Origin of the sequence: Rhizobium sp. 11_C7_N12_5 (assembly GCF_051811145.1) — a bacterium.
GTDB lineage: Bacteria > Pseudomonadota > Alphaproteobacteria > Rhizobiales > Rhizobiaceae > Rhizobium > Rhizobium lusitanum.
In genome coordinates this window covers 694975-719774 of record NZ_JBPWPY010000001.1, presented here as the reverse complement: position 1 = coordinate 719774, position 24800 = coordinate 694975, and the positions used below count along the sequence as shown (strand labels likewise).

Below are 24800 nucleotides of genomic sequence, written 5' to 3'. Positions count from 1 at the left end.
AGTTGCAGACAACGGCAGAGTCGACCCTCCCCCAGGCCGATACGGCAGGCCCTCTTGAGCTTTCGCTGGTTGTGCCCGTCTTCAACGAGGAAGAAAGCGTCGGGCCGCTCGTCGAGCGCATCTGCTCCGCCATGGCTGGCTTTGCAAGACCGTGGGAACTGATCCTGGTCGATGACGGCAGCACGGACGCAACCCTTGCCAATGCGCGCCGGTCGCTGCCGCGCGACGGGCTGACGCTGCGCATCGTCGAGCTTCAGCGCAATTTCGGCCAGACGGCAGCCATGCAGGCGGGCATCGACGCCGCCAGTGGCCGGCTGATCGCCACCATGGATGGCGACCTTCAGAACGACCCGAAAGACATCCCTTCAATGGTCGAAGAGTTGGAACGGCGACAGCTCGACCTGCTCGTCGGCTGGCGCAAGAACCGCCAGGATGGGCTCCTGCTTCGCAAGATCCCTTCCTGGTGCGCCAATTACCTGATCGGCCGCATCACCGGCGTCAAGCTGCACGACTATGGCTGCAGCCTGAAGATCTATCGCGCCTCGATCATCAAGCAGGTGAAGCTGATGGGCGAGATGCACCGCTTCATCCCCGCCTGGGTCGCCGGCGTGGTGCCGAGCTCGCGTATCGGCGAAGTCCCCGTCACCCATCATGCGCGCCAGCACGGCACCTCCAAATACGGGATTTCGCGCACCTTCCGCGTCATTCTCGATCTGCTGTCGGTGATGTTCTTCATGCGCTACAAGGCGCGGCCGGGCCACTTCTTCGGCTCACTCGGCCTCGGCCTCGGCGCTCTTGCCAGCCTGATCCTGCTCTGGCTCTTCATCGACAAGTTCATTTTCGGCAGCGACATCGGCAACCGGCCGCTGCTGCTGGTCGGCGTCGTGCTGCTGCTGTCATCGATCCAGATGATCACGACAGGCATCCTCGCGGAGATGATCGCGCGCATCTACTATCGCGACGATCTTTCGCCGAACTATATCGTGCGCAAGATCTTCGATCGGGATCACCAGGATGCATAGGTTTCTGGTCCGCCGACCGGATGCCATCATCCCGCTTCTCGCTGGCTACTTCATCATCGAGTTCCTGGTGCGCCTCGCCATCCCGCATGGCATGCGCTTCGACGAGTCGCAGCAGGCCCTGTTCTCGCAATGGCTGACGCTTGGCTACGATTCCCAGCCGCCGCTATACAATTGGGTGCAGGCAGTCGTCGTTTCCGTCTTCGGCCTGTCGCTGACTGCAATCTCCGCCGTCAAGAACATCTTCCTCTTCCTCGTCTATCTCAGCTATTACAGGCTGGCCAGGGAAGTGCTGACCGACAAGGTCTTCGCGGCGATCGCAACGTTGTCGCTGCTCACCATCCCGCAATTCTTCTGGGAGGCCCAGCGCGACCTGACGCACACGGTCGCGCAGCTTGTCACCATCAACCTGTTTCTTTGCGGCGCCATCCGCACGCTGAAGGCGCCAAGCCTTGGTTCCTATGCATTCACCGGCTTGGCGCTCGGCCTCGGCATGCTGTCGAAATACAATTTCGCGCTGCTCGCCGCCGGCGCCCTGGTCGCCGTGCTGATGCACCCGCAGGGCCGTGCCCGCGTCTTCGACAAGCGCTTCCTGCTGACCATCCTCATTTCCCTGGTGATCTTCCTGCCGCACGGGATCTGGCTGATCCACAATTTCGACCTCGCCTCCGGCCGCACGCTCGGCATCATGGCGGAGGAGGCGCCGGAGGGCGCTTTCGCCAAGTTCGTGAAAGGGCCGTTGAAATTCTTAAAGCTGATCGTCATCATCGGCGCACCGACGCTCATCGTCTATGCGCTGGTGTTCGGCAAGAGCTTGCTGAAGAACTTCGGCGGCCGGTCGAACGAGTGGACCCGCTTCTTCGAAATCCTGTTTGCCGTCATCGCCATAATCGTGCTGATCCTGATCGTCACCATCGGCATGACGGATCTGCGCGACCGTTGGCTGCTGCCCTTCCTCTTCCTGCTGCCGATCTATCTATGCCTGAAGATGGAAGTCGCCGGAATCACGGCCGCGGATTTCGGCAAGCGTTTCTTCTATGTCCCGCTCGTCATGATGGTCGTTATCCCGGCGCTGCTTTTGACCCGCACCATCTTCCCGATGCTGTTTGGCGCCTACGACCACTACAACACCCCCTATCCCGCCTTCGTGCGGCAGATCCTTGCGAGCGAAGGCAAGCGGCCGGGCTTGATGCTGACGAACGGATGGCTGCCCGCCGGCAACCTGCACCTGCAGCTTCCCGACGTGCCGGCCATGTCGCTCTTCTTTCCAAATCTGAAAGCCGATTATCAGTGGAGCGCAAACAAGCCGATCCTGATCGTGTGGCGCCCGGGCAAGGACAATGGTGTCATGCCGCGGGAGTTGTCGAACTGGCTGCGCGACACTCTCGGTTTGCAATATGCGACGCCGGACATCAAGCTCACGGATGTGCAATATATTCATGGCAAACCGGGTGACATGGCGTCTTTCGCCTATGCGTGGGTCTATCCGAAATAGAGGCTCGAACCGTACATGGACTCGAAGGACGACGTCACACACCTACTGACCGACACCGCCGATCTTCCGCCCTGGGAGAGAAAGAGCTCCACTTATCTGGTTCACGACCGGTGGCTGAAGGTCCGGGCCGATAGCTGCGTCACAGCGGAAGGCGTGGAAATCGCGCCTTATTATGTGCTGGAATATCCCGATTGGGTCGAGATTATTGCGCTCGATGCCGAGGATCATATCTATCTCGTCCAACAGTATCGTCATGGGCTGGGTGTCGTGGCCCTCGAACTGCCCGGCGGAGCCATAGACGCGAGCGATGCAAGCCCGGTCGAGGCGGCGGCGCGCGAGCTGCGCGAGGAAACCGGCCTCTCCTCCACCGACTGGGACTATGTGGGCAAGCTTGCGCCCAATCCGGCCACTCACACCAATCTGGCGCACATCGTCATCGCCCGGAATGTCGAGTTCAGCGCCAGACCGGCGGACGACCCGACCGAACGCATTCGCCTGATCCGCATGCCGATCCGGCAGGCGATCGAGCTGGCGCTGGATGGCAAGATGATCCAGGTCATCCATGTCGCGGCGCTGACGCTTGCCCTTCACAAGGCGGGCAAGTGGGATGCGCCGACGCCGACGGGCAAGCGCTGATTACGACTTCGCCTCCGCCCAGACGGCATCGAGCGCCAGCCGCGTGATGCGAACCATGGCATCCACTTCCTCATGGCTGATGACGAGCGGCGGCGACGCCAGCATGCGGTCGGCCGTCGCGCGCAGCACGAGACCGTTGGCGAGCGCGTGGTTGCGGACGGCCGAGCCTATCGCATCGGGCTTCTCGAACCGGCGGCGGGTGGATTTATCGGCGGCAAGCTGCAATGCGCCCATGAGGCCGATGCTGACGGCCTCGCCGACCATGTCATGATCCGCAAGGCTGCCCCAGGCCTCGGCAAAATAGGGACCGATATCGTCGCGAACGCGCTCGACCAGCCGTTCATCCTCGAGAATTCTCAGATTCTCCAGTGCGGCGGCCGCACATACCGGGTGGCCGGAATAGGTGAAGCCGTGATTGAACTCGCCGACCTCGTTGATCAGCACGTCGGCGATGCGATCGCTGACGAGTACGCCACCGATCGGCAGATAGCCCGACGATAATCCCTTGGCGATCGGGGCGAGATCGGGCTCGACGCCGAAATGCTGATAGCCGAACCATGAGCCAAGGCGACCGAAGCCGCAGATTACTTCGTCGCAGACCAAGAGGATGTTCCGGGCCTTGCAGATGCGCGCGATTTCCGGCCAATAGGTCGAAGGTGGAATGATGACGCCGCCCGCGCCCTGTACCGGCTCGGCGATGAAGGCCCCGACATTGTCCTCGCCCAACTCATCGATCTTCTCCTCCAGCTCTCGGGCGACGTTGAGGCCGAACTCCTCCGGCGAGAGCTCGCCGCCGTCGGCGTACCAATAGGGCTGCCCGATGTGGACGACGCCTGGGATCGGCAGGTCGCCCTGCTCGTGCATGTATTTCATTCCGCCCATGCTGGCGCCGGCAACAGTCGACCCGTGATAGCCGTTCCTGCGGGCAATGACGGTCTTCTTGCTGGGCTTGCCGACCGCGCTCCAGTAGACCCGCGCCATGCGGAACCAGGTATCGTTGGCCTCCGAGCCGGAATTGGTGAAGAAGACGTGATTGAAATGCGGCCCGGCATGGGCGCAGACTTTTTCAGACAGCAGCGTCGCCGGCGTTGTCGTCGTGCCGAAGAAGGTATTGTAGTAGGGCAGTTCGTTCATCTGCCGGATCGCGGCATCGGCAATCTCCGTGCGGCCGTAGCCGATATTCACGCACCAGAGGCCGGCAAAGCCATCCAGATATTTCCGCCCTTCACTGTCGAAGATATAGACGCCCTCGCCGCGCTGGATGATCCGTGCGCCGTCGGCGTTCAACTTCTTCATATCGGCGAAGGGATGGAGATGATGGGCGGCATCGAGAGCGGCAAGATTGGAGCGGCTTGGCATGTCGGGCATGATTGAAACTCACCTCATTGCAATTGGTTTCTGCCAGGCGAGTCCGCCGACGCCGCAATTGTGTGCATGGCCCCTCACCCCAGCCCTCTCCCCGTCAAACGGAGAGAGGGAGTTTTCGTGCCAATTACCGCATTGCGCGAAGATGGGCATCGGAGAGTCCCCTCTCCCCGCACATGCGGGGAGAGGGCTGGGGTGAGGGGCCTGGCACGGAGACTCAGCGTCGCCAGACTTGACTGATAGCTATCATGGTTTACGACCATGCCGTGAGCATTGGGGATTTACAAGAGTATGGCGGCCGACAACGCAACCGAAGGTAATGCGCGTATCGAGGTGCTGATATCGGACATGAACGGCCGGCTGCGGGGCAAGCAGATCCCGATCGCGGCCGAAAAGAAGGTCTGGTCCGGCGCCGTGCGGCTACCGACCTCGACGCAGTCGCTCGATATCTGGGGCGACGACAATGACGACATGACAGGCCTGTCGCTGACGATCGGCGATCCAGACGGTACCTGTGTCGCTGATCGGCGCACACTCGCGGATATGCCCTGGGCACCGCCTGGGTCGAAGCAGGTGCTGGCCACCATGCATGAGCTCGACGGCAGCCCGAGCTTTCAGGATCCCCGCGCCATTCTTGCGGCCGTGGTCGACCGCTACAAGGCGCTCGGCCTGACCCCCGTCATCGCAACCGAGCTGGAATTCTATCTGCTTGCCGGCGATTGGCGCGAAAGAGGCATCCCCTCGCCGCCGCCGGCATTGACCTATCGCGACGAGCCGAACGGCTACCAGCTCTACGACATGGACGCGGTCGACCTGCTCGACGGCTATCTTGAAACGCTGCGCAGCTATGCCAGGGCGCAGGCGCTGCCGGCGGACGCGACGACGGCGGAATTCGGCCCCGGCCAGTTCGAGGTCAACCTGCTGCATCGCCCGGATGCCCTTGCCGCCGCCGACGACTGCATCATGCTGAAGCGCGTGGCCGAGCAGGCGGCGCGCAAGCACGGCCTGAAATCGACCTGCATGGCGAAGCCCTATACCGATCACGCCGGCTCCGGACTGCATGTACATGCCAGCATCATCGATGATCAGGGCCGCAATATCCTCGATGCGGAAGGCGGCGAGCCGAAGAAGCTGAAATCGATCTGCGCCGGGTTACTGCAAACGCTAGAGGATGCGCAGCTGATCTTTGCGCCCTATGCCAACTCGTACCGCCGCTTTCAGCCGGGCTCCTTCGCCCCCGTCGACCTGACCTGGGGCTATGGCCATCGCGGCACCGCAGTGCGCATTCCCGAAAAGGATGGACCTGGCGCGCGCGTCGAGCATCGTGTCGCCGGCGCCGACGCCAATCCCTATCTGATGCTGGCGGCAATCCTTGGCGGCATGCTGCTCGGTTTAGAGAACCAACTGGACCCCGGCGAGGAGACGACACCGACCTACGTGCCGGCCAATGCCCCGCGGCTGACGCATGACTTCCTGACCGCCGTCGAACGCTTCCGCAGCTCTGTCTTCATCGCCGATATCTTTGGCGAGCGATATCAAAAGCTCTACGGCGATACGAAGCACAAGGAAGCCATCCGCTCTCTGCGCACCGTTTCCGATTTCGACTATCGAACCTATCTGCCGCGTCTCTGACCGCTTCAGACGGCCAGGCTGTTGACGGCACCCTCGCGCTCGACGCTGGCGGCGGTGCCTTCGCGGACCATCACCTTGAGTTCGCCGGGATGAACCTTGAGCGTTACATCGCGCTCCAGCGGCAGCAACTCGCCATCCATGACGCAGTTTGCGAGCTGGCGCAGCTTCGGGAAATGCAGATGCACTTCCGGCGCATGCATGACCATGACATCGGTGTTCTCACGAAACCGGCCGCGCAGCATATCGACGACAAGACGCGCCACGCCAAGCGGCCGCAATGGCTTTGCCATGTAGAAGCCGAGCTCACCGCCCTGCAGATTGTCAGCATAGAGCAGTGCATTGGCGCCAAAGGGATTGTTGGAGACGGAAATCGCCGACACGTGCCGGCGTTCGCGAACGCCGCCGGCTTCGAAGTCGACATCGAATTCCGGCGGATTGGCGATGACCCCGAAGGCGGCACGGGTGCTGGCCGACATCTTTCCGATGCGCGAGCGATAGGTATAGCCGTTGCGATAACGCACCATGCGCGCATGCAGGCCCGCTGAGAACTGATGCACGAAGGCCCGACCGTTGGCGCTGCCGATATCGACCTTGTCGACCTCACCTGTCGCGAGCACGTTCAGCGTCTGCCAGATATCGAGCGGCAACCTCAGCGAACGGGCAAACAGGTTCATGGTGCCGGCGGGAATCACGCCGAGGGCGACGCCGGTCTTCCAGGCGATGGCGGCGGCGGCCGAAATCGTGCCGTCGCCGCCTCCGGCGACGATACCGTCTATGTCGTCCCGGCGCGCCGCGCGCTCCATCGCCGACACGACGTCTCGTCCCGCCACGACCACGGCTTCGAAATCATGACCGGCATCGCGGAAGACTTGCTCCGCCTTCGCCTCATAGGCAGCCATATCCGTCGTCCGGAAGGTACCGCCATCGCGGTTGAAAAAGCCGATCAACTTCATTGGGGCTCTTGGTCTTTCCGCAAATTGTATTTCGGGAAGGGGCGAATGCCCCCGTGCGCCTCCCCCACAGATGGTTCCGAATGAAGCGATTTCAAGCATTACAACTGCTCTGCCCGATCGGACCAATGTTCACTTATGCAGCGTACGACATGCTGCACTGCAAAAAATGCACGCGACAGAAATATCGACGCCATCGATACTATCGCCTGAGGTATGTCCATGCCCCTCCAGTCCTTTATTTCCCCATGATGCATCGAATGCCGGGTTCCGGGCTCGCTGCATGATTCGCGGCGCCTTGCCCGGGTTTGTCGCCAAGGAGCTTTCGTGAGCGATATTGCCGCCGACGTCCTCGATACCCAAACCGTCCTGGAAGCGCCTTCGCGCACGGCCATCGCGCTCGTGACACTGGCCCTCGCGGTCGGCAGCTTCGGCATCGGTACCGGTGAATTCGTCATCATGGGACTTCTGCCTAATGTTGCCGACACCTTTGGCGTCACCACGCCGGAAGCAGGTCATGTCATCAGCGCCTATGCGCTCGGCGTCGTCGTCGGTGCGCCTATTATCGCCGTGCTCGCCGCCAAGATGGCGCGGCGCACGCTGCTCCTGCTGATGATGGCGATCTTCGCCGCCGGCAATATTTCCAGCGCATTCGCACCGACCTTCGCAAGCTTCACGGCGCTGCGTTTCATCACCGGCCTTCCGCATGGCGCGTATTTCGGCGTTGCCGCGCTGGTTGCCGCATCGATGGTGCCGGTTCACCGCCGCGTCCGCGCCGTCGGCCAAGTCATGCTCGGCCTGACGATCGCCACGCTGATCGGCACGCCGATCGCCACCTTCCTCGGCCAGCTTCTGAACTGGCGGGCGGCCTTCATGATGGTGGGTGGCATCGGCCTCGCGACCATGCTGCTCATCGCCCTCTTCCTCCCCAAGGATAGGGTCGAGGAAGGCGCCAGCATCACCCGCGAACTCGGCGCGCTCAAGCGCATCCAGGTATGGCTGACGCTTGGCATCGCCGCCGTCGGCTTCGGCGGCATGTTCTCGATCTTCAGCTATGTTGCCACCACCACGACACAGGTTGCGGGCCTTGGGGCAAGCATGGTGCCGGTCGTGCTTGCGCTGTTCGGCATCGGCATGAATGTCGGCAATGTCGTGGGCTCCCGTCTCGGCGACATCTCGCTCAAGGGCACGATCGGCGGCATGATGATTTTCAATATCATCATCATGACGCTGTTTTCGTTGACGGCCGCCAATCCGGTGATGCTCTGCGTCTGCGTGTTTCTGATCGGCTGCGGCTTTGCCGCCTGTCCGGCCGTGCAGACCCGCCTGATGGATGTGGCGGCGGATGCGCAGACGCTGGCTGCCGCCTCAAACCATTCCGCCTTCAATATCGCCAATGCGCTCGGCGCATGGCTCGGCGGCATGGTGATCACCTGGGGCTTCACCGCGGCTGCGACCGGCTATGTCGGCGCGGTTCTCTCGGTCGCCGGTCTTGCGGTCTTTGCCGTTTCAGTTGGCCTGGAGCGCCGTACCGGCCACGCATGAGGCCGCGGGTGCGGCCAGTTCCTGCCGGCCATTGTGGCAGAAGACATTCTCCTCGCCCCATACAGCCATCGCCTTGATGATCGGCCGCAGGCTTGTGCCGAGCGGCGTCAGAGCATATTCGACGCGCGGCGGCACGACCGGAAAGACGGTGCGTGAGACCAGCCCGGATTCTTCCAATTCGCGCAGTTGCTTCGTCAGCATGCGCTGCGTCACCGACGGAAGCTTGCGGCGGATTTCATTGAAGCGCAGCGTTCCTTCCATCAGGTGAAACAGGATCACGCCCTTCCATTTGCCGTCGAGCAGGCTCAACGTCGCCTCGACCGGGCATCCCGGAAAATTCCTGACGAGCTTGGAGCGGGGAAGCGACATCGACAGTATCCTTTTTGTACCTACGTACAGAATTTGTGCATTCTTGCGCCCTTTGATGATAATGCGCATCTAGCCTGTGTGCAACAAAACCAGGAGCTTCTCCCATGCGTGCAGTCGCCTACAAGCAACCTCAGCCCATTTCCGCCGAGACATCGCTCATCGATATCGACCTGCCGACACCCGAGGCCAAGGGCCACGACCTGCTCGTCGAAGTGAAGGCGGTCTCCGTCAATCCGGTCGACGTTAAGGTCCGTGCCAGCGCCGCGCCGCCCGAAGGCGAATACAAGATCCTTGGCTGGGACGCGGCCGGCATCGTCAGGGCCGTCGGTCCCGAGGTCACGATGTTCAAGCCGGGCGATGAAGTCTTCTATGCCGGCGCCATCAACCGCGGCGGCTCGAATGTCGAATTCCATCTCGTCGACGAGCGCATCGTCGGGGCCAAGCCGAAGAGCCTCGATTTTGCGGCCGCGGCTGCGCTGCCATTAACCTCGATCACGGCCTATGAAGCGCTCTTCGATCGCCTGAAGGTGCAGGATCCCGTTCCCGGCGTGGCAAATGCGATCCTCATCATTGGCGGTGCCGGCGGCGTCGGATCGATTGCGATCCAGATCGCACGCGCCTTGACCGACCTCACCGTCATCGCTACGGCCTCGCGGCCGGAAACGCAGGCCTGGGTCAAGGAGTTGGGCGCGCATCACGTCATCGACCATTCGAAGCCGCTTGCGCCTCAGATCGAGGCGCTCGGCATCGGCGCGCCCGCCTTCATCTTCTCGACGACCAATACCGCTGACCACATCGCGTCCATCGTCGATGCCATCGCCCCGCAGGGCCGGTTCGCGCTGATCGACGATCCGAAGACGCTCGACGTCATGCCTTTCAAGCGCAAGTCGGCCTCGATCCATTGGGAACTGATGTTCACCCGCCCGCTGTTCAACACGGCCGACATGATCGAGCAGCACAGGCTGCTGACGAAGGTCGCCGAACTGGTCGATGCCGGCAAGGTCCGTACGACGCTGACGGAGACCGCAGGCACGATCAACGCGGCGAATCTGAAGAAGGCGCATGCCCTGGTCGAAACCGGAAAAATGAAGGGCAAGGTCGTCCTGGTGGGCTTCTGAGAGACTGAAATTTTCAGCGAATATGGCCGGGCGCGAGGCGTCCGGCCAAGCTATTTAACGCATTCGCAACGGAATTTGTTGCAACGCACAAACTTTCGGCCGCCTAAAGAAATTTTTCTTGCGACATAGTGCCTTTAACTGCTTCCACCTCTTGACTTTTTATGCCTTCGGCGCGACTTCTCCCCCACGTGGGGAATAATGTTTTTCCATGCCGATTAACCGGAGCCATCTTTAGATGCCTAGCGACAGTAGTAGTCGATTGCCTTTGCCGTCAGTAGCATTCGTGCACTAACCGACTCCTGTCGGCTCGCCACGATCCGCTACGACGGCGGATCGACTGGAAAGGCGAGCTTTAATGAATATCAACAGCTTCCCCATGCGGGCTGGCAACGCCGCTCGTGCATTCATCAATAACAACCGCGCCGTAACCATCGCGGAACGCGTCGAGTCCTTGAACGTGCTCGATGTGGGCGAGGCTGCGCGCATTCTCGCCAAAATGCCGGAAGAGCGCGCCGTGCGCATTCTCGACCGGCCGGAACTGCGCAACGCATCCAAAATTCTCGAAGTCATGGGCAATGCGGACGCCTCCCGGCTGCTGCACGGCATGTCGAACGACCGTGTCGCCGACGTGCTGCTCGAGATGGATATCGACACCCGTGCCCGGCTCTTCGCCACGTTCGACGAGCATGCCCGGCAAGCGATCCAGGGCCTGATGGGCTACCCGCCGCGCACCGCCGGCGGCATCATGACGACAGAGTTCGTGAGCGTATTGGCAAGCTGGACCGTTGCGCAGACGCTCGACCACGTTCGCCAGGTCGAGCGCTCCCGCGAAACCGTCTATGCCATCTATGTGCTCGACGACGAGACACATGTGCTGCTGCATGTCGTGACGCTGCGCCGCCTCATCACCGGCGAGCCCGACGCCTGTATCCTCACCGTCGCACAGAAGGGCACGCCGGTAACGGCGCCGCCACTGATGAAGCAGGAGGACGTCGCCCGTCTGATCCGGCGCCACGATCTGCTGGCGCTTCCGGTTGTCGACGACAAGGGCCACATGCTCGGCATCGTCACCGTCGACGACGTCATCGACACGATGATTGCCGATACGACCGAAGACGCACAGAAGTTCGGCGGCATGGAAGCACTCGGTCAGCCCTACATGAAGATCAGCTTTGGCGGCATGATCCGCAAGCGCGCCGGCTGGCTTGCCGCCCTCTTCCTCGGCGAAATGCTGACGGCAAGCGCCATGCAGCATTTCGAAGGCGAACTGGAAAAAGCCGTCGTGCTGACGCTGTTCATCCCGCTGATCATGAGCTCCGGTGGCAATTCCGGCTCGCAGGCAACCTCGCTGATCATCCGGGCGCTGGCGCTCGGCGAGCTAAAGCTTGCGGACTGGTGGCGCGTGGCTCTGCGTGAACTGCCGACGGGCATCGTGCTCGGCGCAATTCTCGGTCTCGTCGGCTTCGCCCGCATCGTGCTCTGGCAGACCATCGGTCTCTTCGACTACGGTCCGCACTGGCAGCTCGTCGCCTTTACTGTCTTTGCAGCCTTGATCGGCATCGTGACGTTCGGTTCGCTTGCCGGCTCGATGCTGCCGTTCGTTTTGCAGAAGCTGCGGCTCGACCCGGCCAGCGCATCGGCGCCCTTCGTTGCGACGCTGGTCGACGTCACCGGGCTGGTGATCTACTTCTCGGTCGCACTGATGATCCTCAGCGGAACGATGCTCTGAGGATCATCAGGCTCTCATCCAAAAAGGGGCCTGCAACGGCCCCTTTTCATTTTCACTTCGCCTGTTTCATTCAGGCTGTGGCAGTTTCAGGGCACCATTGGTCTTGATCGTGCGGATCGCAAAGTTCGAGCGCAGATCGACCACGCCGGGAAGCACCAAAAGCTTTTCCGACATCACCTTCTCATAGGCGGCAAGGTCCGCCACCACGACCTCCGCGAGGAAATCGGCCGTTCCCGAAATCAAATGGCAGGCCACGACCTCCGGAATGGCGAGCAATGCTGCCTGCTGCGCCTCGGAATTTTCCTTCGAGTGATGACCGACCTTGAGTTCAACGAAAACCGTGAGGCCGAGGCCGGCCTCCTTGCGATCGATATCGGCGCGGTAACCGCGCAGTAGGCCGGATTTTTCCAGGTTGCGGATGCGCCTCAAACAGGGCGACGGCGAAAGATTGACCCGCTCGGCGATCTCGACATTGGTGGCGCGCGCGTCCTCCTGAAGGCAATTGAGGATGGCAATATCGAATTTATCCAGCTTTGGCATATCTGAGAAACTCAAGCATCCATATTGGCAGATTATTGCCTGTATCATGTTTTTGGAGCCATAACTAGCAAGGACATGCCTCAGCCTTCGGCGCTATCTTCTTCCCATCGAAAGACAAACTGGATCGTTGGAAAGGATATGTCGATGACCGCCTTGACCCTCCCCACCCGCAAAATCAGCCCCACAGCGATCGGCTATGCGGGCGCTATCGTCACCGTGTTGATCTGGGCGAACTGGATTCTGGCGACACGCCACACGGCCGAGACGCAGATGAGCACGATCGACCTCGGCCTGATCCGCTACGGCGTGCCGGCCCTGGTATTGGCCCCCGTCTGGTGGCGGACCGGCCTGCTGCCGAAAGGCGTGCCACTGAAGCTGCTGGCGCTGATGGTCTGCGGTTCCGGCGCCCTGTTCTTTCAGTTGACCACCTTCGCCATTCAATTCACCCCGGCCTCGGCAGCCGGCATCCTGCTCGGCGGTTCCATGCCGCTGGCCGCCGCCCTAATCGGCGTGACGCTGTTTCGTGAACGGCTCGATGTGACCCGCTGGCTCGGCCTTGCCGGCATCGTCGCCGGCGTCGTCATCCTGCTGGCACGCAGTCTTTACGGCGTGCAGATCTCCTGGGAAGGCTTCACGCTGCTGCCGCTCGCAGCCTTGCTCTGGGCAAGCTACACCCATGCCTTCCGCCGCTCGGGCTTGAGCGCGTTGCAATCGAGCGCCATCATCGCTGTCTGGTCCTTCCTCATCCATGTCGGACTGGCCTTCGTCTTCGGCAGCTCGCTCGCATCGGTGCCGTTGCCGGAAATCGGCCTGCAGATCGTCAGCCAGGGGCTGCTGTCCGGCCTTGCCGCCACCCTGGCCTACGGTCTTGCCGTCCAGGCCCTCGGCGGCACGCAGGCCGCAGCCTTCACCGCCATCACGCCTGTTCTCGCCACCATCGGCGGCGGGTTCCTGCTCGGTGAGAAAATCGGAGCGGCTGGCATTGCAGCCGCCCTCGTCACCGGCATAGGTGTTGCTCTCTCCACCGGTCTGCTCGCCCGGAAAAGCGCCCAGCATTAATTCCTGTCTTCGACATCATGGCGCTTCGGATTGGCGATCTGGCCCACCCTGGGATACGGATCAGAACCGAAGCGCCATCGCCACGCGTCTGGCCGGATCGGCGCCGTGCGCGACCTCATTCTCCAGGATCCGCGTCAACTCAGCCGGCCTTTCTTCATTGCCCAATATTCGAAATCCCAGCGAGGCATAGAAAGGCGCGTTGAAGGCGGCATGCCGGTCCGTCGTCAAAGTGACGCCTGCAGCACCCTGCGTTTTCGCCGCCGCTATGACAGCTTCCATCAGACGCCTTCCGGCGCCCTTCTTCTGCCAGTGCCTGACGACATCGATTTCGGCAATGTGAACGGAACCGTCCTTGAGGATGCCGGCAAGGAAGCCGAACGGCTGGTCGCCGTCATCGACGGCGACGAGCAGCAGCTGCTCCGCCTGTGACTGCCTGAGCACTTCGATTGACAGCGATGTCGGCTCGCAGGCCACGGCACCGGCCTCATGCAACGCCCAGAACGCATCGATCTCGATATCAGCAAGCAAATGCTGCTCTTCCGGCCGAGCCAGACGGATCGCCCAGGCGCCTTGCCCGACCTCTGTCATTGCATCTCACATATTCGGATAGACAGGCCCTTCGCCACCCTGTGGAGGTACCCAGTTGATGTTCTGGTTGGGATCCTTGATGTCGCAGGTCTTGCAGTGGACGCAGTTCTGGGCGTTGATGACATAGGTCTCCTTGCCATCCTTCTCCACCCATTCATAGACGCCTGCCGGACAGTAGCGGGTCGAGGGGCCGGCAAAAATGTCGTGCTCCGACGATATCTGCAACGCCATGTCCTTGACCTTGAGATGCACCGGCTGGTCTTCCTCGTGGTTGGTGTTCGACAGGAACACCGAGGACAGCCGATCGAAGGTCAGGACGCCATCCGGCTTCGGATAGTTAATCTTCTCGTGCTTGGACGCGGGCTCGAGAGATTGGGCATCCGTCTTGCCGTGCTTCAGCGTGCCGAAGAATGAGAAGCCGAACAGCTGGTTCGTCCACATGTCCAGACCGCCAAGGCCGACGCCGACCAGCGTGCCGAATTTCGACCACAGCGGCTTGACATTGCGCACCCGCTTCAGGTCCTTGCCGATATCCGTCTGGCGCCATTCGTTCTCGATCTCGATCACTTCGTCATTGGCGCGGCCCGCGGCGACCGCCGCGGCGATCTTGTCGGCTGCCAGCATGCCCGACAGCACCGCATTGTGGCTGCCCTTGATGCGCGGCACATTGACGAAACCGGCCGAACAGCCGATCAGCGCGCCGCCGGGAAAGGTCAGCTTCGGCACCGACTGATAACCGCCTTCGGTGATGGCGCGTGCACCGTAAGAGATGCGCTTGCCGCCCTCGAAGGTGCCGCGGATCGCCGGATGCGTCTTGAAGCGCTGGAATTCCTCGAAGGGATAGAGATAGGGGTTCTTGTAGTTCAGGTGCACGACGAAGCCGACGGCGACCAGATTGTCTTCCAGATGATAAAGGAATGAGCCTCCACCGGTCTTGAAGCCGAGCGGCCAGCCGAAGGAGTGCTGCACCAGACCCCTTTTGTGGTTCTCCGGCTTGACCTGCCAGAGTTCCTTGATGCCGATGCCGAATTTCTGCGGCTCGCGATCTTTCGAGAGGTCGAATTTGGCAATGAGCTGCTTGGCGAGCGAGCCGCGCACGCCCTCGCCGATCAGCACATATTTGCCGAGCAGTTCCATGCCGCGCGTATAGTTCGGGCCGGGCTCGCCGTTCTTCTCGATCCCCATGTCGCCGGTGGCCACACCGATGACGGCGCCTTTGTCATTATAGAGCACTTCGGTTGCGGCAAAGCCGGGATAGATCTCGACGCCGAGGCCTTCCGCCTTCTCGGCCAGCCAGCGACAGACATTGCCGAGCGAGACGATGTAGTTGCCGTGATTGTTCATGAGCGGCGGCATTATGAAGTTCGGCAGCCGGATGGAGCCGGCTGGGCCCAAGAACAGGAAGTGATCCGCTGTCACTTCGGTCTTGAATGGATGGCCCTCCTCCTCGCGCCAGCCAGGCAGCAGGCGATCGATGCCGATCGGATCGACGACGGCACCCGACAGGATGTGCGCGCCGACCTCGGCGCCCTTCTCGAGCACGACGACGGTCAGGTCCGGATTGACCTGTTTCAGCCGGATCGCCGCAGAAAGCCCCGCAGGACCCGCCCCGACAATCACGACGTCGAATTCCATGCTCTCGCGTTCAGGCAGCTCGCTCGCGTCAGTCATATACTCTCTCCGATTGGCCGGGCGCCCGATGGCATGGGAGCGCGGCCTTGTCCCCTTTGGGCGTCTTCCCCATTTCGGTTATCTCTTGTCAAAATGGGAAGGGATTGTCGAGCCGGGAAGCGACAGGCAATCCTCCAATTCGTCCAACTAGCAATCAAGTTAAATTACCTTTACGTTAACGTCAACTTTCGATCTCTTTTACCTGGCCGCTGTCACGCTGTGGCTTTCAAAATCGGCTGATGCCGCTCTATAAGTTCCACTTGAGAACTTCGAGATAGCAGAAGGGTGATCAAGATGGATCTTCGTATCGACGGGAAACGCGCGCTGGTGCTCGCCTCTTCCAAGGGGCTGGGGCATGGCATCGCCGTTGCGCTGGCACGCGAGGGAGTAAACGTCCTGCTTTGCGGCCGCAACGGCGAGAGGCTTGACAATAATTGCAAGGCCATCAACGCCGAGGGGAAAGGCCGGGCCGACTGGATCTGGGCCGATCTCAACGACGAGAATTTCATCGAGATCATCGGCAAGGCCGTTACCGAGAAACTCGGCGGCATTGATATTCTCGTCAACAATACCGGCGGCCCGACGCCGGGAACGACTGAGGATATGACCGCCGAGCGATTGGAGACCTATTTCATCTCCATGGTGGCGCGGATCATCACCCTGACCAATGCATTGTTGCCTGGCATGAAGGCGCAAGGATGGGGACGCATCCTCACCGTCGCCTCCTCCGGCGTCATCGAGCCGATCCCCAATCTGGCGCTCTCCAATACGCTGCGCCCGGCGCTCGCCGGCTGGAGCAAGACCTTGGCGAGCGAAGTGGCGGCACAAGGGATCACGGTGAACATGCTCCTTCCGGGCAGCATCGCCACTGATCGACTGGCCGAGCTCGACGCCGCAACGGCCAGGCGCGGCGGCAAGAGCCTCGAAGAGGTCAGCACCGAGCGTCAGCACCGCATTCCCGCCGGCCGCTATGGCCGCGTCGAGGAATTCGCGGCAACGGCCGCTTTTCTCTGCAGCGAACCCGCAAGCTACGTGACCGGGACGATGGTTCGCTGCGATGGAGGCGCTGCGCGATCCCTCTAGAGCGGTTGCGCGCTTCACGGAATCGCCTAACCGCTCTGGCTTATTGTTTTTGAGCAATTCCGGACGGAAAACCGCTACGCACTTTTCCTGGAATTGCTCTAAAGTCGTCATCGGCAAATCGAAAACAGGCCTTTGTAAATGGGGCCTGACAACACAATTCCGTGAGCGAAGACGGGGCCGCCATGACGCCTGTGGCCTGTCTTTACGCGATAAGCGCTGTAAAAGCGTATGCAGCCCTCCATTTATTACATGGCGGCAATCAAAAAATAATCATCTGACTATTTGCTGCGCCGCACAATGCAGAGCAAGTCGAAAGCTTTCCAAGCTTTAATTTTTCGTCATGTCGAACTGTGGTAAATTGCACTGGATGAGCGTTCATAAATTCAGGTTATAGGGACAGAATTACCGAACGTTAGCGGTAACGGCGATGTGATGGATTGCGGCGAAGCCCGTCTTTGTTGTGCGACGCAATAAATACACCTCGATGTCATCGCGCTTTCTGCAACTCGCTTCGACCGGTTCTTCAATATGAAAAAATTTTGGCTTCCCCTCGGCCTTCTAGTCGTCGCTGCCCTTGCAGTCTGGGGCTATCGTGACCGTATTCCTTTTCTTTCGGCATTTGTTGATCAGGCCTCCGCAGAAACCAAGGACGGCAGCAAAACGGCGACAGGTAGCCACAAGCGCGCGGCACTGTCTTCGGTCGTCAAGACCGTTGCGGTAACAAAAACACTCCTTCCAAATGACGTCACCGCTACCGGCTCGGCCGTTGCGCAGAATGCGACGACGATTGCCGCGCAGGAATCCGGCATCATCACATCGATCGAAGCCAAGGACGGCGTGATGGTCAAGGCTGGCGATCTGATCGCAAAGCTCGACGCACGGACTGCACAAGCCGCCGTCGACAAGGATCAAGCGACCATAGCCAAGGATCAGGCAACGCTTGTGGCGGCAGAATCAGCCCTCACCCGAGCCAAGAGCCTGCTTGCCAACGCCGGGACGCAGCAGACGGTCGATCAGGCAGTTGCGGCACGCGATACCGCCGTCGCCGACGTCAACGCTGACAAGGCTCAGCTTGCATCCGACCAGGTGCTGCTGGAAAACACACAAATCCGAGCCCCGTATGATGGGCGTCTTGGCAATGTCGTCCCGAGCCCAGGTGCTTATGTCACTCCCGGTACGGCGATCGTGTCCATCACCCAATACGATCCGATCTACGTACAATTCCATCTGCAGGAAAATCATCTGCGGGAATTGGAGGAAGCTTTGAAGGCTGGCACCGTGCCGGTCAGCACTGTTCCGCGTTCGGATAAGGGCAAGTCCCGCCAGGGCGAAATCAGCTTCTTCGATAATTCGGTCGATGCCGCTTCCGGCACCATCCTTGCCAAGGCAAAGTTCGCCAATGCCAATGGTGCTATCTGGCCTGGCCGATCGGTCAACATCATCGTCCACCTTACCGACACTCAGCCTGTGATCGTCGCTCCGACGGTTGCCATCAGCCCAGGCGCTGACGGTTTCTTCGCCTTTGTCGTCAAAGACGGCAAGGTTCATATGACGCCGGTCACCGTACAGCGCGAGAACGGGGGCTTTACCGCTGTCGCCAAAGGTCTTTCGGAAGGAGATCATGTCGTCGTCGAGGGACAGGTACAGCTGACCGATGGTCAGACCGTCGTCGAACAGTTCAACGACGGAAAGACACAGAACCTTGCCGCAGCCGATGATCAGTCGGGCCGGAAGAGCGAAACGATTACGGTTGGAGCACAGCAATGATCCCCAATTTCTGTATCCAACGGCCGGTGGCGACCACGCTTCTGGCGCTGGGTGTAGTCATGGCCGGTTTGGCCGGCTATCAGCTCGTGCCGGTCGCGGCTTTGCCCCAGGTCGACTTTCCGACGATCAACGTCTCGGCACAGTTGACCGGCGCCTCGCCGCAGACCATGGCGACATCGGTTTCCACTCCGCTGATCAAGCAGTTCGAAACCATCCCAGGCATCAGTGAAATCTCGGCCACGAACTCGCTCGGCAATACGAGCATCGTACTTCAGTTCGATCTCAATCGCAGTATCGATGCCGCCGCCGCCGACGTTCAGGCGGCAATTTCGAATGCAACGCGCCAGCTGCCCAATAACCTGACGACCCCGCCGGGCTACCGCAAGACCAATCCGGCCGACGCGCCGGTCATGCTTCTTGCCGTGCAGAGCGATACAATGCCGCGCAGCAAGCTCGACGAAATTGCCGAAGACATCATCTCCCCTTCGCTGTCGACGCTCCCGGGCGTTGCCGAAGTGACCGTTTTCGGCGCGCAGACTTACGCCGTGCGTGTCGAGGTCGATCCGAGCAAGCTGCAGGACCGCGGCATCGGCATCGACACCGTCAACACCGCGCTCGTCAACGCCAACAACCAGGTTCCGGTCGGCACTCTGCAGAACAACGCACAGAGCATGACCATCAACGCCAACACGCAGCTTACCGATGCTCAGCAGTTCAAGTCGCTGGTCATTGCCAATCCCAATGGCGCGGCGATCCACCTCAGCGATGTCGCCGACGTCCAGGACAGTGTGCAAAATACCAATACCGGCTCATGGTATGATGGCAAACGGGCCATCATTCTTGCGATCCAGCGTCAGCCGGATGCCAACACCGTCGACGTCGTCGATGCAATCAACGCAAAACTGCCGCAGCTTCATGCGGAAATTCCCGGTTCGGTCACGACGAGCGTCATGAACGACTCGGCGCAACCGATCCGTGACGCCATCTCCGACGTGAAGTTCACGCTGTTGCTGACGATCGGCCTTGTCGTTCTGGTCATCTATCTCTTCACCGGCCATGTGACGGCAACGATCATTCCCGGCCTTGCCGTGCCGCTGTCGCTGATTTCGACCTTTGGCATGATGTATGTGTTGGGCTACAGCGTCGACAACATCTCACTACTAGGATTGACACTCGCGGTCGGCCTCGTGGTGGATGACGCAATCGTCATGCTGGAAAACATATTGCGACATGTCGAGGAAGGCATGCCGGTATTGCAGGCGGCGATCAAGGGTTCGGCGGAAGTCAGCTACACGATCATCTCGATGTCGATATCGCTGATCGCCGTATTCATCCCGATTCTTCTGATGGGTGGCGTCGTTGGACGCATCTTCAACGAATTCGGCATGGTGGTCGCCATCGCCATCGTCTCTTCGGCGATCGTTTCGCTGACAGTTACACCGATGCTCAGCTCCCGCCTCTCCAGCGGCCATGGCCAGCCACCGCTGCCAGTTCGTCTCTTCAACAAGGGCTTCGACTGGACGCAGCGCGGCTACGACAGAGGCGTATCCTGGTGTCTGCGCCATCGCGCGACCGTGCTTGTGTGCTTCTTTGGTTCCATCGGCTTTTCCGCCTATCTGTTCATGGTGCTGCCGGCGAGTTTCTTCCCCACGGAAGACATCGGCCGCCTGCAGATCTCCACCCAGGCTCGACAGGATATATCCTATTCGGCCATGCGCGACCTGCAAAACCAGGCCGCAGCCCTCGTCAAAAAGAACCCCGCCGTCGACCACGTGATGTCGATCGTCGGCGGCAGTGCGCGCCAGCCGCTGAACAACGGTACGATGTATGTCCAGCTGAAGCCGAAGGATCAGCGCGAGCCGCTGGACCAGACGCTGCGTGAAATACGCACCACCATCGGCACGATCGCCGGTATCAAGGCCTACATCACACCGCAACAAAGCCTGCGCTTCGGCGGCCGCCAGACCGCCAGCCAATACCAGCTGGTGATTCAGGCGTTGAGCGCCGACAAGACCGACCTCTGGTCCAACAAGATCGCAGACCAGATGCGGCGCGATCCGCGCTTCACCGATGTCGCCTCGGATGAGCAGAACAATGCGCTGCAGGCCAATATCGTCGTCGACACCGAAAAGGCGGCCAACTACGGCATCAACAACAATGTGCTGCGCACCACGCTGGAGGAAGCGTTCGGCAATTATAACGCCGCGCAGATCCAGACCACCGGCGACAGCTATGACGTTATCGTCGAATTCGACACCAGCAAACCCTGGGACGACCAGAAGCTGCAGGAAATCCGGGTCGCCTCCGCAAGCGGCGCCCTGGTTCCGCTGTCGAACTTCGCCCATGTCGAGCGCACCACCGGCCCGGTCACCATCAACCAGACCGGCCAGCTCGTGTCGACCACCGTGTCCTTCAACCTGCCTGCGGGCGAAGCCCTCGGTGACGCCACGGCACAGATCGATCAGATCAAGAAGGATCTCAACATGCCGGCGGACGTCTTCACGTCCTATGGCGGCACCGCCCAGATCTTCCAGCAGTCGCAGGGCAGCACGCCTTATCTGATCCTTGCCGCCGTGCTGACGATCTACGTGGTCCTCGGCGTGCTTTACGAGAGCTTTATCCATCCGCTGACCATTCTGTCCGGCCTGCCGGCCGCCGCCCTCGGCGCGCTGCTTTCCCTCAAGCTCTTCGGTTTCGACCTGTCGATCATCGCCCTCATCGGCTTGCTGATGCTGATCGGTATCGTCAAGAAGAACGCGATCATGATGATCGACGTGGCGCTGGAAACGCTGCGATCGGGCAGTGGCGTATCTGCGGCGGAGGCGATCCATGAAGCCTGCGTTCGCCGTTTCCGGCCGATCATGATGACGACCTTCTGCGCCTTGCTTGGTGCCCTGCCGATTGCCGTCGGCGGGGGCGCGAGCTCGGAGCTGCGTCAGCCGCTCGGTGTCGCGGTCGTTGGCGGTCTGGTCGTCTCGCAGATCCTGACGCTGTTCATCACGCCGGTGATCTTCCTTGAGATGAACCGCCTGAGCGACTTTCTGGCTCGCCTCGGCAAACGCAAGGACACGGACCAGCATCCGAAAGACAGACCGACGGCTATCGCCGCCGAATGAGATCAACGGGCGCCGAGAGGCGCCTGCTTCGCTTGGCATGCCCGGAATTGCCGATGGCATCGCGCAAGGCGGGAATGTCACCGCCCGCGTCTTTGGACAGGCCAAATAAAACCCATCGCCAAGTCTTGCACTTGCTACCCAGCCATGTCATGACGCGCCCTCTTTGCGATAGTGGCGCGTCTCGCGCCTCACAGGGGCTTTGTCCCAATCCTGAAAATTTTGACGGAAAGGAGTGCGGGCATGGCTCGGGCGCTTGGTTTCGACTTCGGCACGACGAATACGGTTCTGGCGATGGCCGATGGGCCCGACACCCGATCGGTCGCCTTCAACAGCGCAACAGGCACGTCCGACAGCATGCGCACGGCGCTCTCCTTCATGAAGGACCCGGCGCTGGGCGCTGCGGCACTGAAGGTCGAGGCCGGACATGCGGCGATCCGGCAGTTCATCGACAATCCCGGTGACTGTCGCTTTCTGCAGTCGATCAAGACTTTTGCGGCAAGCGCGCTTTTCCAGGGCACGCTCATCTACGCCAAACGCCATCGTTTCGAAGATCTGATGGAGATTTTCGTGCGGCGCCTGCGCGCCTATGCGGAAGACGGCTGGCCCACCGAAGTCTCACGGATCGTTACAGGCCGGCCGGTGCATTTTGCCGGCGCCAATCCCGACCCCGCACTCGCCACGGAACGCTACAACGCGGCCCTGTCCCGCATCGGCTTCCCGGAAATCCACTACGTCTACGAGCCGGTGGCGGCCGCCTTCTACTTCGCCCAGCATCTGAAGAAGGATGCGACCGTGCTGGTAGCCGACTTCGGCGGCGGCACGACGGACTATTCGCTCATCCGCTTCGAGACCCATGCCGGCAAGCTCACCGCCACCCCGATGGGCCATTCCGGCGTCGGCATTGCCGGCGATCATTTCGACTTCCGGATGATCGACAACATCGTCTCGCCGGCAATCGGCAAGGGCAGCTTCTTCAGGAGCTTCGACAAGCTGCTGGAAATGCCCACCTCCTATTATGCCAACTTCGGCCGCTGGAACCAACTCTCCATCTTCAAGACCTCGCGCGAATATGCCGACCTGAAAACGCTGGTTCGCAGCAGCCTGGAGCCGGAAAAGCTGGAGACCTTCATCGAACTCGTCGAGCATGACGAAGGCTATCCGCTCTATCAGGCCGTGTCGGCAACGAAGATGGCCCTTTCGGCTGATGAAGAGGCGGAGTTCAACTTCCCACCCCTCGGCAAGGCCGGCCGCACGCGTGTCCGCCGGGCGGACTTCGAAAAGTGGATCGCAGACGACCTTGCCCGTATCGAAGGCGCGCTGGACGATGTGCTGACGACCACGAGGACGTCACCCGACGCGATCGACAAGGTATTCCTGACGGGCGGCACGTCCTTCGTGCCGGCTGTGCGGCGCATCTTCACGGAACGCTTCGGTCAGGAGCGCATCGAGACAGGCGGCGAGCTGCTCTCGATCGCCCATGGCCTTGCGCTGATCGGCGAGCGCGAGGACATCGCCCAGTGGACGGCGTGATAGAGCACGCTGCCCTGCTCTTTCGTTCCTGTGCCGCATTGGCTACAGTTCGTCCATGATCTCCGCCAGCGACCTAACACCGGCCGAACTTGCCGCTCTCCTGCATTTTCATGCGGATGCCGGGGTCGACTGGCTGCTGGAAGAGCAGCCGGTCGACCGATTTGCCGAATTCGAAGCCATGCGGGCCGCACGACTGGGGGCAAGGGCGGCGCCGTCGCGTGACGAAGCGCCGCCGCCTGCGGCGAAAGCGCAGCCGGATCGTCGTCAGAGCGCGAAGCCAGTTGCTGTCCCGCCCCCCACCTCGCCGCGCAATGCGCCCGCGATCCCCGACGAACAGGTTATGGAGCAGGCCCGATTCGCGGCTGAAAGCGCGCGGTCGCTTGCCGAGCTGAAGACTGCAATCGAGGCCTTCAACGGCTGCAATCTGAAAAACAGCGCCCGCTCGACGATCTTTGCGAGCGGCACGGCCGAAAGCCGGATCATGGTGATCGGCCCGATGCCGAGTGCCGACGACGATCGGGAAGGCGTGCCCTTTGCCGGCCGCGCCGGATTGTTGCTGGACAAGATGCTGGCCGCCATCGGCCTTCGGCGCGACGATATCCTGCTTACCAACGTCATTCCGTGGCGACCGCCGGGCAACCGCACGCCCTCGGCACCGGAAATCGAGATATGCCGTCCGTTCATAGAGCGGCAGATAGCGCTCACGGAACCGAAAGCATTGCTGCTGCTCGGCAATTTCACCGCGCGTCATTTCTTCGACAGCGGCGAGACCATCCACGGACTGCGCGGACAATGGCGGGAAATCAGCATTCTCGGCCGAACGATCCCGGCAATCGCCAGCCTTCATCCGCAGGAATTGCTCACCGCGCCGATCAATAAGCGGCTGGCATGGAATGATCTGCTCGCTTTCAAGAATCGTCTCGACGCCGAAATATTAGGCTGATTTTCGCCACAGTTAACAAAAAATGACACTAGCCATGCATTTGTAGCATGGCAGTCTTTCGCGGCTGTGCATTGCGAAATATATGTTGCACTGCAATATATAGCTGTGTCTTGGGAGGAATCTCAAAAGGAACCAAGGCCATGAGTTCACGTTTTCGTCCTATTCACTGCGGGTTTGACACCCTGCGTCGCGCTCTCGAGCCCGTGCGCGCTACAAACGGACATCGCAATCTCGGCGTCGCTGCCAACGAGCAGATGACAGCCCGAGGCACCGGAATCTCGGCGCGCGTCAGCCGTCCGACCGCCATCTTCGCCGATTTCCGCGCCTGCTGAACAAGCGCGGCCGCGGGTTGCGGCATAGCCTCGCCTTTGATTTTCAGGAATTGCAGCATGTCTTCGGGTTTGCGTTCGCTCATCACCCTCTTTGATTCGGTCGGCCATATCGGCTCCGCGGTGCGCGCTGCCGAGGAATTCGAGCGCGCTCGCAATCTTGGCAGGGACGAATGCAAAGACTCGAGCCCCGCACGGGCAGCAGTGGCCAGCATTCCTCTATGAGGCCTCACGGGCGGGATCGATGATCCGGCCCGTCGTTTAGACTATCCAGAAAAGATCTCATGAAGCACCGCCGGGTATCGACGCCCGGCTG

The 24800-nt window shown here is 60.9% G+C and carries 20 protein-coding genes; 14 read left to right on the top strand and 6 right to left on the bottom strand.

What is annotated here, in order from left to right; all coding sequences use genetic code 11:
* Positions 1–2: 2 nt before the first annotated feature.
* From AB8B29_RS03455 to AB8B29_RS03445, 3 genes are read left to right on the top strand one after another with little or no spacing between them, the layout of a single operon-like run.
* Positions 3–1022 (top strand): glycosyltransferase family 2 protein, encoded by a 1020-nt coding sequence (locus AB8B29_RS03455; protein WP_037193803.1) that lies wholly within the window; start codon positions 3–5, stop codon positions 1020–1022.
* Positions 1015–2514: a glycosyltransferase family 39 protein gene (locus AB8B29_RS03450; protein WP_037193801.1), complete on the top strand. Its 1500-nt coding sequence runs from the start codon at positions 1015–1017 to the stop codon at positions 2512–2514. The genes AB8B29_RS03455 and AB8B29_RS03450 overlap by 8 nt, the downstream gene beginning before the upstream one ends.
* Positions 2515–2529: 15 nt before the next feature.
* A complete protein-coding gene (locus tag AB8B29_RS03445; protein WP_037193799.1) occupies positions 2530–3150 on the top strand; it encodes an NUDIX hydrolase in 621 nt (206 codons plus the stop codon).
* Here AB8B29_RS03445 and AB8B29_RS03440 read toward each other — a convergent pair whose 3' ends face one another.
* On the bottom strand, positions 3151–4518 hold the full coding sequence (locus AB8B29_RS03440) for an aspartate aminotransferase family protein (protein ID WP_047562160.1): 1368 nt from the start codon (positions 4516–4518) through the stop codon (positions 3151–3153). It abuts the gene before it with no gap.
* 288 nt (positions 4519–4806) lie between these two features.
* Between AB8B29_RS03440 and AB8B29_RS03435 the strand changes: the two genes are divergently transcribed.
* On the top strand, positions 4807–6147 hold the full coding sequence (locus AB8B29_RS03435; protein ID WP_047640152.1) for a glutamine synthetase family protein: 1341 nt from the start codon (positions 4807–4809) through the stop codon (positions 6145–6147).
* 5 nt (positions 6148–6152) lie between these two features.
* On the opposite strand, the gene AB8B29_RS03430 is transcribed toward AB8B29_RS03435, so the two are convergent.
* Positions 6153–7100, bottom strand: a complete 948-nt coding sequence (locus tag AB8B29_RS03430; RefSeq protein ID WP_037193793.1) for a diacylglycerol/lipid kinase family protein — start codon at positions 7098–7100, stop codon at positions 6153–6155.
* A 324-nt stretch (positions 7101–7424) separates the two neighbouring features.
* Here AB8B29_RS03430 and AB8B29_RS03425 point away from each other — a divergent pair, with 324 nt between their 5' ends.
* On the top strand, positions 7425–8642 hold the full coding sequence (locus tag AB8B29_RS03425) for an MFS transporter (RefSeq protein WP_092572850.1): 1218 nt from the start codon (positions 7425–7427) through the stop codon (positions 8640–8642).
* Here the strand turns inward: AB8B29_RS03425 and AB8B29_RS03420 are convergent.
* Positions 8607–9011, bottom strand: coding sequence for a winged helix-turn-helix transcriptional regulator (locus AB8B29_RS03420; protein ID WP_113119275.1), 405 nt, complete (start codon positions 9009–9011; stop codon positions 8607–8609). The two genes, AB8B29_RS03425 and AB8B29_RS03420, sit on opposite strands and share 36 nt — an antisense overlap.
* A 104-nt stretch (positions 9012–9115) precedes the next feature.
* Between AB8B29_RS03420 and AB8B29_RS03415 the strand changes: the two genes are divergently transcribed.
* Together AB8B29_RS03415 and mgtE are read left to right on the top strand one after the other, a co-directional pair.
* Entirely contained in the window at positions 9116–10129 is a 1014-nt protein-coding gene (locus AB8B29_RS03415) for a zinc-binding alcohol dehydrogenase family protein (RefSeq protein ID WP_092572851.1), read from the top strand.
* Positions 10130–10484: 355 nt separating this feature from the next.
* Positions 10485–11858 carry a magnesium transporter gene (mgtE, locus tag AB8B29_RS03410; protein ID WP_037193786.1) on the top strand — a complete coding sequence of 458 codons (1374 nt, stop codon included), beginning with the start codon at positions 10485–10487 and terminating at the stop codon, positions 11856–11858.
* A 66-nt stretch (positions 11859–11924) separates the two neighbouring features.
* On the opposite strand, the gene AB8B29_RS03405 is transcribed toward mgtE, so the two are convergent.
* The gene (locus AB8B29_RS03405; protein ID WP_376774223.1) at positions 11925–12446 is read right to left on the bottom strand and encodes an Lrp/AsnC family transcriptional regulator; all 522 of its coding nucleotides are present in this window, start codon (positions 12444–12446) and stop codon (positions 11925–11927) included.
* 96 nt (positions 12447–12542) lie between these two features.
* Here AB8B29_RS03405 and AB8B29_RS03400 point away from each other — a divergent pair, with 96 nt between their 5' ends.
* Positions 12543–13457 carry a DMT family transporter gene (locus tag AB8B29_RS03400; protein WP_092573008.1) on the top strand — a complete coding sequence of 305 codons (915 nt, stop codon included), beginning with the start codon at positions 12543–12545 and terminating at the stop codon, positions 13455–13457.
* 60 nt (positions 13458–13517) lie between these two features.
* Here AB8B29_RS03400 and AB8B29_RS03395 read toward each other — a convergent pair whose 3' ends face one another.
* Positions 13518–14045 (bottom strand): GNAT family N-acetyltransferase, encoded by a 528-nt coding sequence (locus tag AB8B29_RS03395; protein WP_092572852.1) that lies wholly within the window; start codon positions 14043–14045, stop codon positions 13518–13520.
* A gap of 6 nt (positions 14046–14051) precedes the next feature.
* Positions 14052–15716, bottom strand: coding sequence for an electron transfer flavoprotein-ubiquinone oxidoreductase (locus AB8B29_RS03390; protein ID WP_113119219.1), 1665 nt, complete (start codon positions 15714–15716; stop codon positions 14052–14054).
* A gap of 294 nt (positions 15717–16010) precedes the next feature.
* Here AB8B29_RS03390 and AB8B29_RS03385 point away from each other — a divergent pair, with 294 nt between their 5' ends.
* From AB8B29_RS03385 to AB8B29_RS03360, 6 genes are all read left to right on the top strand, one after another.
* The gene (locus tag AB8B29_RS03385) at positions 16011–16799 is read left to right on the top strand and encodes an SDR family oxidoreductase (RefSeq protein WP_047638902.1); all 789 of its coding nucleotides are present in this window, start codon (positions 16011–16013) and stop codon (positions 16797–16799) included.
* 528 nt (positions 16800–17327) lie between these two features.
* The gene (locus tag AB8B29_RS03380; RefSeq protein WP_037193777.1) at positions 17328–18566 is read left to right on the top strand and encodes an efflux RND transporter periplasmic adaptor subunit; all 1239 of its coding nucleotides are present in this window, start codon (positions 17328–17330) and stop codon (positions 18564–18566) included.
* Complete coding sequence (locus AB8B29_RS03375; RefSeq protein ID WP_037193775.1) at positions 18563–21682, top strand: efflux RND transporter permease subunit; 3120 nt, start codon at positions 18563–18565, stop codon at positions 21680–21682. The genes AB8B29_RS03380 and AB8B29_RS03375 overlap by 4 nt, the downstream gene beginning before the upstream one ends.
* Positions 21683–21922: 240 nt before the next feature.
* Positions 21923–23212, top strand: a complete 1290-nt coding sequence (locus tag AB8B29_RS03370; protein WP_037193774.1) for an Hsp70 family protein — start codon at positions 21923–21925, stop codon at positions 23210–23212.
* A gap of 55 nt (positions 23213–23267) precedes the next feature.
* Positions 23268–24155, top strand: a complete 888-nt coding sequence (locus AB8B29_RS03365; RefSeq protein ID WP_037193771.1) for a uracil-DNA glycosylase — start codon at positions 23268–23270, stop codon at positions 24153–24155.
* A gap of 140 nt (positions 24156–24295) precedes the next feature.
* Complete coding sequence (locus AB8B29_RS03360) at positions 24296–24487, top strand: hypothetical protein (RefSeq protein WP_037193769.1); 192 nt, start codon at positions 24296–24298, stop codon at positions 24485–24487.
* The last annotated feature ends 313 nt before the right edge of the window (positions 24488–24800 follow it).

Coding starts and splice junctions, on each gene's coding strand:
- AB8B29_RS03450 (WP_037193801.1), top strand. CDS start 1,015: ATGCATAGGTTTCTGGTCCGCCGACCGGATGCCATCATCCCGCTTCTC.
- AB8B29_RS03445 (WP_037193799.1), top strand. CDS start 2,530: ATGGACTCGAAGGACGACGTCACACACCTACTGACCGACACCGCCGAT.
- AB8B29_RS03440 (WP_047562160.1), bottom strand. CDS start 4,518: ATGCCCGACATGCCAAGCCGCTCCAATCTTGCCGCTCTCGATGCCGCC.
- AB8B29_RS03435 (WP_047640152.1), top strand. CDS start 4,807: ATGGCGGCCGACAACGCAACCGAAGGTAATGCGCGTATCGAGGTGCTG.
- AB8B29_RS03430 (WP_037193793.1), bottom strand. CDS start 7,100: ATGAAGTTGATCGGCTTTTTCAACCGCGATGGCGGTACCTTCCGGACG.
- AB8B29_RS03420 (WP_113119275.1), bottom strand. CDS start 9,011: ATGTCGCTTCCCCGCTCCAAGCTCGTCAGGAATTTTCCGGGATGCCCG.
- AB8B29_RS03415 (WP_092572851.1), top strand. CDS start 9,116: ATGCGTGCAGTCGCCTACAAGCAACCTCAGCCCATTTCCGCCGAGACA.
- mgtE (WP_037193786.1), top strand. CDS start 10,485: ATGAATATCAACAGCTTCCCCATGCGGGCTGGCAACGCCGCTCGTGCA.
- AB8B29_RS03405 (WP_376774223.1), bottom strand. CDS start 12,446: ATGATACAGGCAATAATCTGCCAATATGGATGCTTGAGTTTCTCAGAT.
- AB8B29_RS03400 (WP_092573008.1), top strand. CDS start 12,543: ATGACCGCCTTGACCCTCCCCACCCGCAAAATCAGCCCCACAGCGATC.
- AB8B29_RS03395 (WP_092572852.1), bottom strand. CDS start 14,045: ATGACAGAGGTCGGGCAAGGCGCCTGGGCGATCCGTCTGGCTCGGCCG.
- AB8B29_RS03390 (WP_113119219.1), bottom strand. CDS start 15,716: ATGACTGACGCGAGCGAGCTGCCTGAACGCGAGAGCATGGAATTCGAC.
- AB8B29_RS03385 (WP_047638902.1), top strand. CDS start 16,011: ATGGATCTTCGTATCGACGGGAAACGCGCGCTGGTGCTCGCCTCTTCC.
- AB8B29_RS03380 (WP_037193777.1), top strand. CDS start 17,328: ATGAAAAAATTTTGGCTTCCCCTCGGCCTTCTAGTCGTCGCTGCCCTT.
- AB8B29_RS03375 (WP_037193775.1), top strand. CDS start 18,563: ATGATCCCCAATTTCTGTATCCAACGGCCGGTGGCGACCACGCTTCTG.
- AB8B29_RS03370 (WP_037193774.1), top strand. CDS start 21,923: ATGGCTCGGGCGCTTGGTTTCGACTTCGGCACGACGAATACGGTTCTG.
- AB8B29_RS03365 (WP_037193771.1), top strand. CDS start 23,268: ATGATCTCCGCCAGCGACCTAACACCGGCCGAACTTGCCGCTCTCCTG.
- AB8B29_RS03360 (WP_037193769.1), top strand. CDS start 24,296: ATGAGTTCACGTTTTCGTCCTATTCACTGCGGGTTTGACACCCTGCGT.